Genomic DNA, 10,661 nt, shown 5'->3' with positions numbered 1-10,661 from the left:
GTTTTTCTTCTGCATCCATCACCTCTCGGGGGATGACTGGGTCGCTGGCCGGCTGAAAAACAGGGTCAGGAAGGGTTGGAAGCGGTGCCTGGGGTTGCGCAGCAGCCGTGCTAACAACAAGCTCCTGGCCTACATAAATGGTATTGCCGTCAAGGCTGTTGAGGTTTTTAACGTCAGACACGGTAAGGCCGTGTGTTCGGGCGATACTGTAGAGGGTATCGCCTTTTTTCACTGTATAGCGCGTTGCCTCTTGGGCAAGGCTAACATCTACAGCGCAAATATTAACAGCCAGGAAGAAAAGAAAACCGAGGCATAAAAGGCTGCGTTGCGCAATCATGATAATATTCAGGTTATTCAGTAAAGCCGGCAGTGGTTATTGTGAGGGCACTACGCGTCGTCAAATCCAATGCCCTGTGCGTTTAGCAATGCGTCTTGCAGTTCTGCACGCGCATGAAGGTCTTGCAACTCGCTTGCTTTCAGAATACCCGTTTTATACGTGCGTATTGCGTCGGCCGTGCGATCCAGTGATTCCAGCAATTTTCCAAGATGATAATAGGTACCCACATAGGCGGGTTTATCCCGGACCAGCTGTTCAAAAAACGTTAGTGCCGTTTCTTTATTGTCTCTTTTGAGATATTCACTGGCAATGGCAAACCGCGTAAACGCATCGTCAGGGTCTTCTTCATAAAAGGCCAGCAGTGCAGCTAAGCGATCCATAATATAACAAGGAAATATTACTTTTGGAGAGAAGTTTTAACAAACGGGCAGGCGTTAAGTTTTTTAATTCCAAACAATTAAGGGAATTGCCTTCCGTGATGGGATATTAAGACCTGTGTTACCAGCCGCCGCCGGCACCGCCGCCGCCAAAGCTGCCACCACCACCGCCGAAGCCGCCAAATCCGCCGCCACCAAATCCTCCACCGCCGAAGCCGCCAAATCCACCGCCACCGCTGCCGCCGCCAAAAGAAGGTCCCCAAAGAATTACCGGGAAGTCGCCACGCCGGCTTCTGTATCGTTTGCCGCCGCTTTTTCCTCCGCCTTTTGAGAACATGGAAAACAGGAAAAGGGCCAGCATAATCAGCATAAAGATGGTTTCTGGATCGAGCTGTTCAGTGGCACGTTGGGGGGATGCACTAAACTCACCCCGTGCTGCTGCGACGAGTGCATCGACAGCGCTGTCAAATCCATTATAAAACTGTCCCTGCCTGAAATTCGGGACCATGATGTTCTGAATGATGCGGCTTGCAATAGCATCAGGTATTGCCCCTTCCAGCCCATAGCCTGAAGCAATGAATATTTTTCTATCCTGACTGGAAGCAAGGATTACGATGCCGTTGTTCTGACCTTGTTGCCCTACGGCCCATTTACGCCCAAGCGCCGTCGCGTATTCAGCAGCCGGCACACCGTTGAGACTGGGCAGGGTTACGATGACAATTTGTGTAGAGGTGGTATCTTCGTATGTATCGAGTTTTTGGCTCAACCAGCGCTCTTCCGAAGCGCTGAGCATGCCGCCCAGATCAGTAACCCATTGCCCCGTAGGCTCGATGACGTCAAAGCCCTGCGCTAGCAGTCGACCTGGCGCGAAGAACACCAGGCAGAGGACAAGAAGACTTAAGCGGAGCGTATTCAACGTGTTTTGGGGCAAGCAGGTGTAGACCCGCGCCGGCGCCATGCCTGGCGCGGGTCTGTTACAAAGAGAGTAGCCTGTGTACGTGTCAGGCTAGAATTCAACCGTAGGTGCCTGATCGGAACCCGGGTCTGCTTCAAACGATGCCCGGCGATCAAAGCCGAACATGCCGGCTATCATGTTTGTCGGGAATCGGCGCACGTTGGTATTGTACGTCTGGACGGCACCGTTGTAGTCGCGTCGTGCAACTGTGATGCGGTTCTCCGTTCCTTCCAACTGTACCTGTAAATCCCGGAAAGCCTGGGTTGCCTGCAATTGCGGATAATTCTCCGCTACAGCGAGCAGCCGGCTCAAGGCGCCAGTAAGTTGAGACTGTGCCTGCTGAAAAGCCTGCATTTTGGCAGGGTCGTTCAGGTCATCAGCAGTAAGGTTAATCGACGTTGCGTTAGCCCGCGCATTGGTGACGGATTCCAGCGTTTCACGCTCAAATTCTGCCGCGCCTTTTACGGTGTTTACGAGATTCGGGATAAGGTCTGCCCGACGCTGGTATTGCGTCTCCACATCGCCCCAAACACGTTCTACGTTTTCATCTTGTGCAACAAGTCCGTTGTAGGTGCTGCAGCCTGCACATCCGCCAAGTCCGACGAGCAGAAGAATAATCAGCAAGGCGAGAGTACCTTTGCTACGCATGGTTTTAATGGGTTGGTGATAAAATCAAAGGGGGTTACGGATTACTCAGAGGTGGGTTGCGCACCCTCGAAATGTAGGACGCCGGCTGTGAGTATCACGTCTATTATATTAATTCTGGGCGTGATTACATACCAGCTTTTGGGAAAATGCTGTGATTTAAGCACCCTTTTTGTAGAATATACGTCTATTCTTTAGTGCATTTGTTTTGCTGAATACCCTGCCATTTATCCTCACCATCTGGCTAATTTTGCCATGCGCTGTATCTCCGGACAAGCGTTTTATATGCGGATGTGTCTGCTTTTGGCATGTGCGTCCTGGACGTGCGTACCTGTTTTAGCTCGGCAAGCACAGGTAAATGAGTCGTTGCCCATCTTTGCTGAGCAGCAGCTGATCAACATCACCATAACAGCCAACCTCGATGTCTTGCTTGCAGATCGGGGTGAATCGCCGGCAGAACATGCTGGCACCCTGGTCTATACTGATGATGCGGATGCAGCTAATGCACGGTCTTCGGCATTTACAACAGACATCCAGTTGCGGGTGCGTGGGAATTTTCGGAAAAACGAAAAACACTGCAATTTCCCACCCCTTCGCCTGAATTTTAAGAAAAAGGCGGTTGCGGGGTCGCTGTTTGAAGGTCTCGACAAGGTGAAACTGGTTACGCACTGCCAGGATTGGGAGCAAGCTTACAATGACCGGGTGATTCTTGAATACCTCGCCTATCAAATCTACAACGTTGTCACGCCGTTTAGCTTCAAGGTGCGGTTGGCAGAAGTTACCTATGTCGACTCGACATTATCGCGCAAGCCTATAACGCGCTACGGCTTTCTGATAGAAGACGACGATGACATGGCTACCCGGAATGGCGGTGTCATCTCAAAGGTGCCGTTATTTCACCAGGACAGTACGGATGCAGCGCAGATAACGGTGTTGTCGATTTTTCAGTACCTGATTGGCAATACCGACTGGTCGGTAACGGCGCAGCATAACATTCGGCTGGTGGATGTACCGGGTAAAGAAAAAGTCATCCCGGTGCCTTATGATTTTGATTGGTCGGGCCTGGTGAATGCGCCGTATGCAACGCCGGCACCCAATCTGCGACTTGAAACCGTGCGGGAACGCCGCTACCGTGGGTATTGCCGGCCCATCGAAGACCTCCAGCCCCATTTTGATCAGTTTAATGCCCATCGCGAAGAGATCGAAGCGTTAGTGGATGGGCTCGATGTCACCAGTAACCGATACCGCAAGCAAGCGCGTCAGTACATCGCACAATTCTACAAAGACATCGACAAAAGCCGGCGTAAGAAGCGCGCATTTCTCAAGTTTTGCCGCAAGGGCTAACGCTTGCGCCATCGCCGTGCTTTCAAAATAGAGTTGAACGTAAGCAACAGGAACAGGCCGCCGGCGATGCCAGCTACCAGGGTCACTGTTTCATCACCATCCACGCGGGCTGTATAAGCCATCACTGCTGAGCCCAGGGCCAGCAAGCCAAACAAGAACTGGTGGCCGAGCGCATACAGAAGATTGGTGCTTTTCTGTAAACCGGTGATCTGTACTTCCAACTCACCCCGGTTTGCGCGCGCCAGCAAACGTTGCATTTCATTGGGGATCGAAATTGCTGATTTTGCTACGTCCTTTACGGCATCGCTCAGGAATGTTTTCCAGTCCCCGTCTGGTCCGAGCACAGTTCGTTCAAGGTACGGTTGGAGGATTTGCATCGGGTTCATTTCAGGGTGCAGGTGGGTGCAGAGCCCGAGGATGAGCAAAATGGTGCGGTCGAGCAGGATCCAGTCTTTGGGCACCTGGAAAGTACTCATCAGGTCGCGTATGGAAATATTGAGCCGGCGCATGTCCGACCACATATCCAGCTTCGCATCCATCGTAGACTTTGCATTGATGTTGTTAAGCTGGATTTCGCTAAGGTCAAGGTCCTCGATAAACCGGTCGTACATCGAGGCAATCAGGTTGTCCACTGTCTCGTCATCCTGGTTGTAGGCCACAAAGCCCATCTGGCTAATCGCCTTTTTGATGCGTTCAGGGTTTTGTTGGATCACACCCATCAGCATCTGCGGGATGCCCGATTTCATCGCCGGCGACAGGGTGGCAACGGCGCCAAAATCAATAAATACAATGGTGCCGTCTGGTCGCACAAAAATGTTACCCGGATGCGGGTCTGCGTGGTAAAAGCCATCTTCAAACACCATCTGGCAGTACGCCTCTACCACGCGTTGTGCCAACGCTTCGCGGTCTATGCCCTGCGCTGTCAGGGCTTCCGTGTTGGAGATTTTAATGGCGTCAATAAACTCCGTTGTCAAGACGCGCTGGCTGCTGTGGTCATTCACAACAACGGGAAACGCAACGCCGGGGTGATCTTTAAGGTTTTCTGCGATACGCTGGATGTGCAAAGCTTCTTTGGTGAAGTCCAGTTCGTCCAATATCATATCAGACAGCTGTTCATACTGCGTGGTCAGGCCCTTCACGCGCAAGAATGTACCCACGAGTCCAAACAGGTTACGGATGGTTTTGAGATCCATGCGCGCCGTTTTCTCGATGTCGAGGTGCTGCACTTTTACAGCGACGTGCCGGCCGTCGTGCAGGGTAGCGCGGTGGACCTGGGCGAGGGATGCGCTTGCCACAGCCTCTGGGTCAAACGCTTTGAACAGTGTGGCAAGGGGGGCACCGAGTTCTGTTTCAATGCGCTGCTGGATTTCTGCTGTAGGACGGGCAGGGATGCGGTCTTGGAGGCCTTCCAGTCCAATCCTGAAGTCTTCGGGCAAAAAGTTGGTCAGGATACTGATGAGCTGGCCGACTTTGATAAACAGTCCTTTTAGCCCGAGAATCATGCGCTCGACGCGGCGGGCATTTTTTCTGTGCAGGGCGTGCCGGCGTTGGTTCACCCATTCAGGGCCCCGAATATAACCGGCCAGTTTGAGTAGTCCATAGCTCATCAAGATGCGCAACACCGTGCCATATACCCCAAGCAATTTGATTCTTCGCGCAAAACCTGATTGCGATGTTGACGATTGCGTGGTAAGCATGGCGCACCTGCTGATTATGGATATAGGTGCTACGTCTCGTCATTCCATTCGGGTTCAGATTTATTTTGTAAAAAGCAGGTATTAACCCTGTTCTCACAAATGTGTCTGACATAACAAAGCCCGATGCAGGATAAACGGCATCGGGCTTATGGTGCATGTTGGTACTGCTTGCCTATGAGTCTTCGTTTTCTTTCCTCTGGCTGATCTCGATGCTTTTGCGGGTGACCATGGCTGAGGATAACGAGTTTTGTCCGGTGACCAGCCGGCCATCTACCTCCATGTGGGGCGTTGCGATTTCGGCGTGCCTGAAAATGCCGCCGCGCTCAACGAGCAGGTCTTCAATGATAAACGGGTACTGCTTGTAGTGCGGCAGGTCTTTGCGCTCCAGGATGTCGGGCACGCCGTTCACCTGTTTTCCTGCCACCAGGTAGTTGCCATTACTGGTTTTGAGATTTACCAATGCAGCTGTGCCGTGGCAAACCGCTGCTATCACCCCGTTGTTCTTTTCGTAGATATGCATGGCGATGTTTTGCAGGGCCTGGTGCTGGGGGATATCGAAAATGGGTGCGCTGCCGCCTGTGAACTGCACAATCTGGTATGCATCGGGGTTGATTTCTGCCGGCGTCTTTGTGTTGGCCATGGCATACATGAAATCGGCATTGTACAGATATTGACTTTCAAGACTGTCAGCCGGATTTACATACGCCAACGGGACCTTACCGCCTTTCGGACTCACGACGTCGATGTGGTAGCCTGCTTTGTAGTATTCATCGTAGGCAATCACCAGTTCAGCAAAGCTGTTGCCGGCCGGCAGTGCTGAGTCTCCTTGCTGTGTTGCGCTGGATACGACCATGAGCACCTTTTTTCCCGTGCGTGGGCTCGGTTCGCTGGTGGCCGTTTTGCTGATGATTTTCCAACCATCATCCAGTTTCTTCAGGAGCAGCATGTCGATAAAGCGCCGGCCCATCGTTGGAATGATCACTTCGAGCTTTGCAGTGGCGATGTTGCCAAAACGATCGATAGCCAGGGTGTTGGTGAGGCGTCCGTTGAACTTGCCGGCTTCCTGGTTGGCAATGCGGCCGGCGTAGTCCTCGATTTTCATGATCCAGAGCTCCTGGTCTCTGTTTTCAAGAAACATGTCGGCGCCAGGCATGAACGCCTCGAGTACCATGTCAGCATGATTGTACGCGGTGCCTACATCGTATTTGCCGATGGCTTCCCGGATTTGATCTTCTTCAGTACCCTGGGCTGCAACGGTCACCGGGTAAACAATAAGGAGGGCGAGGAAAAGATATTTACGCATCGCTAATTCAATTTTAACCTTCAAACGTTTAGAAAACCCTGCCCTTGAGCAGTGGATGCCGAATAGATACGGTTAAAAAGTCTCCAACTTTACCAGAATCCTGATATTGGCAGTGTTCTTTTTCGATTTAAGCCTGTTTGCGATACGTATTGGCCGTTGTGCCGGCTATTTGTTTAAACGCTGCGTTGAATGAAGAGAGGCTATTGAACCCGCTTTCGAAAGCGATGGCTGCAATTTTATAGTGTTGGTGTTTGGGGGAATGAAGCAGACGCTTGGCTTCTGCGACCCGAAGGGTTGCAATGTACTGTGAGTAGTTGTACCCCCGACTCTGGTTGATGGCCTGTGAAAGCTCTTTGCCGGGAATGCCAATTTGTTTGCTAAGGCCGGCAATGGTCAGCTTGGGGTCTAGATAATACTGGTGCTCGGTCATCAATGCGTCGAGCTGTTGCATGAGTGTCGCCGCTTCTTCAGCTTGTAGCGTAGAGTTGCTGTATTTGATGGGCGGGTCTTTGGCAATAGGTTTCAGGTTATGCTGATAGAAAAGGAGCAGCAGCGATATGTAAATGATAAAAGAAAAGGAAAGGGCTCCGGCGAGGTAAGAGGTGTAAGATGCGGTGGCATACCCTATGTAAATCAGGAATACGCCGAAGTACACATTGAGCAACCAGGATTCCTCTGTAGAAATAGACTTTTCCTTTTGCAGCAGCCGGCGAAGCACGCCACGCATCTGAAATCCTGCAGCGAGAATACAGAGAAGCCAGATATTGTAGATGGTGGGCACGTACGGATTCCAGCTATAGGGTGGGCCATCGTGGGGATGGTTGTACGCCAGCCATCCAATAAAAAGCAAAAAGGGGACGAGGTACAGCCACCAGCGCTGCTTGAGGTTCTGCGACTTTTGGGTTGCACTGATCACATACAGATAGAGAAAAGGGCCGATCAGAAGGCAGGCAGCCAATCCTACCTGTATGAATAACTGGAACAGACCCGGGTTGAAGTGAAGGAACACCGACTTGAGGATTCTTACACTCAACATCAACAACAGGCCGCCCAGAAAATAGTCGGACAACCGGCGTGACTTTTTGACGAGCAAGAAGTAACCGCCCAACAACAAGCCATTCACGGCGCCCAGGCCGCTGAATAGATACAGGAGTTGTTGGTCAATGCTCATTGGGTGTGTGTCAGCTCTGTTGTGTCGGGTGACTTGCAGGTGGTGCGCCGATTTATACGACCATTTTACAGCCAGTTGCACTTATGTGAAAGGGGGGAAATGAAAAAGGCTCTTGCCGGCAACAATAAAGTTGCCGGCAAGAGCCTTTTTTCGAAAGCGGATCACCCTGCGTTATTCACTCACAACAAGCGAAAGTTTGCCGAGTTCTTCGAGCTCTACTTCGCGATTATCTAGCACAGAAACGGTCCATATGCCAGGTGCGGTAGGATTGAAGCTACGCCAGGTGCGGTATCTGATGGATCCTTTTACTGAGAGGTCGCGAGAAAATTTGGTTTCGCTATCCTTGCTGAATTGAAGTGAGAGTGAGTCGACTTCGTCACCTTCGGGCACCACAAATGCCATCCAGATTTTGTATTTCATGCCAACCAGCAGCAACGATGGATCAACCGGGTCAACGCAAGCTGCGTTTACCACGTCTGCACACACTTGCATATCTGCGACTACAACGCCTTTGCCCTGGCCTTTGAAATAGAAATCAAGGAAGCTTTTGGCAACTTCGGTGCTAGGTTTGTCTTGTGCGTGACTCGATTGATTGGGGTAACATGCGAAAAGTAAGCCTAATACGAGGCTTAGGTAAACGGTTTTCATTGGGATGTGGGATAGTGGATAAACAGAACGAAGAATGTAGCAGAGTCATGCTTATTTCTGTATTGATTTCGTAACGAAACGCGCAGATAGCGGTAAAAAACGATATCCCTTATAACAAAAAACGCCCTTGCAGCCATGTGCAGGGCGTTTGCTGAAAAACCAATGTTAGCGCTCTAGTTACAGTACGCTAGCATGAACTTTCAACCTTTAACTTGTAACCTTCAACAGCGAACACATTTATGTTCGCCTTAAAAATCCCAGTCGGACCAGTCGTTGAAAAAGTCGCTTTCTCCTTCAGATTCTATTTCGTCGAGCGCTACATCGAGCAGTTCTGTCAGGTTGCCCTGGATGCGGGCCAGTACCATTTCTTCTTCGGTCACGACAACCACAAACATATCTTTTACGCGATTACCTCGTTGGCGGTACATGATCCAGCCAATTTCGTGGTCTGCTTCAACCTTGATGGCTGGCTGCCAGCCTCTTCGCTGAAAGCGCTTGAGCGAGGGGAGGTCCAGCTGGTTGATGTTTGATCTCCGTTTGAGCGGATAGACGCCCGCTTTGACCCGGCGGATGCCATATGCAAGCCGGCTTGCGAGCTGGGCATCTCGCTCGTCAATGAATTTGGTTACAAAACCCGTTGTTTGAAAAAGCCCGGGGCCCAGGGAGAGTACAATGCCGGTATGTGCATTAATGCGCGTGTTTTGCTCGATTTCATTTTTCGTATTTGTTATTTCATTTGTCAGCGAGCATCCGGCAGTGACAAACGCAAAGAATGCCAGGAAAGGGACCACCAGGTTACGCGTCTGAATTGAGGAGAAGATCATGGTAGAGGTCTGGCTATTGGATGATAGAGGTACAGTAGCGTGTCGTCCGGTGCGTTAGCGGTTTTCCATTACGGTAGACAAGGGGGCGATATCAAACTTGCTACCGATGCGGCCGAGCTCATCTGCTGCGATGTCGCCGACGATGTTGATCAATACGGTTTCGTTGGCTTCCGTATCCACCACCATCATCATAAGGCCAAGGATAAAGTCAGGGTTTTCGAGTGCGTATACATCGACATATTGGCCATAGTCGCGCAGCCGCACCACGGTATCCCAGCCGGCGTCTTCAAGTTCTTCCCCGATAGACTCTGAATGCAACTCCATTGCCCTGATTTGGGATTTGCGCATAGGGAAGCTACGCACCTGGATTGCGCGCAGGCGCAGGAGCAACTCTGCAAACTCCGGGTCTTCCTCGCGGGAGGCTTCAGCAACCAGTTTGATTAGCTGGCCCTTGATGTTGATCTGGAAGTCTGGCGTGGTGTCAAACCGATCTTCCATACTTGAAAAGTCGACGTACCCGGGGTCGTTGTCCAGGTCGTCTTGGGCATACAGCTGTTGCTGGCCCCAGCCGGCAAAGAGCATCATGAGTGCAAATATTGAAAGGCTATACTTCACGGTAATACTTATTTTTTGGTCTGTTCTTTCAATAGCGGAGCCAGGGCGTCTTGCATACTGGTGCCGGTCATACGGCCAGTTTTACTGACATAGCCCAGGGCCCATTTTGCTTCAGCAAGTGCCTGGTCAATTTCTGCCTGTGAAATTGATTCTGGTTCTGGCTGTGGCAGTGTTGGGCGATTGAGGACAAACAGAAGCGTTGTTGCTATAACAAGCAGGGTGAGCGTTGCAAGTGCTGGCCGCAATACGTGCGTTTGCTCGAACGTAAAGAGGGCACCCAATGCTGAGAAGAAACTGTTTCTTTGGTCAGCGCGCGCTTCTTTGCGTACTGCGTGTAAAATATCTTTTTGCAGGGTTGCCGGTGGCTCCGGTGTGGGAACCGCCCGTAGTTCATCCCGGATGTTTACGGCCCAGAGCAACGACTGCTGGGACGCCTCATCCTGTTCGAGCAGGCGCTCAAATTTTTGCGCCTCCTCAGCCTTTAGTTCACCGTCGAGGAAGGCCTCAAGGTGTTCATCCAGCCACTTTGCAGGGTTTGTGTCATCCGTTTTCACGTTGCAATACCTCTTGCAGTTGGGTTCGAAGTGTCTTCCGAGCACGGTGCAAATAAACTTTGACCGTTGAGAGTGGGAGGTCTAAAGCCTCACAAATTTCCTGGTAACGCAATTCCTGAATTTCCCGGAGGATGACAATGCTCCGGTATGGCTCAGCCAGGGTTTCAACCGCTTTCAACAAATGACTGCGG

The 10,661-nt window shown here is 51.2% G+C and carries 13 protein-coding genes; 1 reads left to right on the top strand and 12 read right to left on the bottom strand.

Annotated features, from left to right (window positions below):
- The 4 genes from AAF564_23085 to AAF564_23070 form a co-directional block, all read right to left on the bottom strand.
- A partial coding sequence (locus AAF564_23085) for a LysM peptidoglycan-binding domain-containing protein (protein MEM8488452.1) occupies positions 1–337 on the bottom strand: 337 nt, incomplete at its 3' end.
- Between the two features lie 50 nt (positions 338–387).
- A complete protein-coding gene (locus AAF564_23080; GenBank protein ID MEM8488451.1) occupies positions 388–717 on the bottom strand; it encodes a tetratricopeptide repeat protein in 330 nt (109 codons plus the stop codon).
- A 118-nt stretch (positions 718–835) separates the two neighbouring features.
- Complete coding sequence (locus AAF564_23075; GenBank protein MEM8488450.1) at positions 836–1,672, bottom strand: TPM domain-containing protein; 837 nt, start codon at positions 1,670–1,672, stop codon at positions 836–838.
- Positions 1,673–1,720: 48 nt separating this feature from the next.
- Complete coding sequence (locus AAF564_23070) at positions 1,721–2,317, bottom strand: LemA family protein (protein MEM8488449.1); 597 nt, start codon at positions 2,315–2,317, stop codon at positions 1,721–1,723.
- Between the two features lie 363 nt (positions 2,318–2,680).
- Between AAF564_23070 and AAF564_23065 the strand changes: the two genes are divergently transcribed.
- Positions 2,681–3,658, top strand: coding sequence for a hypothetical protein (locus AAF564_23065; GenBank protein ID MEM8488448.1), 978 nt, complete (start codon positions 2,681–2,683; stop codon positions 3,656–3,658).
- Here the strand turns inward: AAF564_23065 and AAF564_23060 are convergent.
- The 8 genes from AAF564_23060 to AAF564_23025 form a co-directional block, all read right to left on the bottom strand.
- Complete coding sequence (locus AAF564_23060) at positions 3,655–5,355, bottom strand: AarF/UbiB family protein (GenBank protein MEM8488447.1); 1,701 nt, start codon at positions 5,353–5,355, stop codon at positions 3,655–3,657. The genes AAF564_23065 and AAF564_23060 overlap by 4 nt on opposite strands.
- Positions 5,356–5,527: 172 nt before the next feature.
- Complete coding sequence (locus AAF564_23055) at positions 5,528–6,658, bottom strand: nuclear transport factor 2 family protein (GenBank protein ID MEM8488446.1); 1,131 nt, start codon at positions 6,656–6,658, stop codon at positions 5,528–5,530.
- 127 nt (positions 6,659–6,785) lie between these two features.
- A complete protein-coding gene (locus AAF564_23050) occupies positions 6,786–7,829 on the bottom strand; it encodes a helix-turn-helix domain-containing protein (GenBank protein MEM8488445.1) in 1,044 nt (347 codons plus the stop codon).
- A 171-nt stretch (positions 7,830–8,000) separates the two neighbouring features.
- Complete coding sequence (locus AAF564_23045; protein ID MEM8488444.1) at positions 8,001–8,477, bottom strand: hypothetical protein; 477 nt, start codon at positions 8,475–8,477, stop codon at positions 8,001–8,003.
- A 248-nt stretch (positions 8,478–8,725) separates the two neighbouring features.
- Entirely contained in the window at positions 8,726–9,301 is a 576-nt protein-coding gene (locus tag AAF564_23040; GenBank protein ID MEM8488443.1) for a DUF4252 domain-containing protein, read from the bottom strand.
- A 54-nt stretch (positions 9,302–9,355) separates the two neighbouring features.
- Entirely contained in the window at positions 9,356–9,916 is a 561-nt protein-coding gene (locus tag AAF564_23035; protein ID MEM8488442.1) for a DUF4252 domain-containing protein, read from the bottom strand.
- An 8-nt stretch (positions 9,917–9,924) separates the two neighbouring features.
- On the bottom strand, positions 9,925–10,470 hold the full coding sequence (locus AAF564_23030; GenBank protein ID MEM8488441.1) for a hypothetical protein: 546 nt from the start codon (positions 10,468–10,470) through the stop codon (positions 9,925–9,927).
- The coding region (locus AAF564_23025) for a sigma factor-like helix-turn-helix DNA-binding protein (protein ID MEM8488440.1) at positions 10,457–10,661 on the bottom strand (205 nt) is incomplete at its 5' end. The genes AAF564_23025 and AAF564_23030, both read right to left, overlap by 14 nt.

Source organism: Bacteroidota bacterium (genome assembly GCA_039111535.1).
Classification (GTDB): domain Bacteria; phylum Bacteroidota; class Rhodothermia; order Rhodothermales; family JAHQVL01; genus JBCCIM01.
This window is presented reverse-complemented; position numbering and strand designations above follow the sequence as displayed.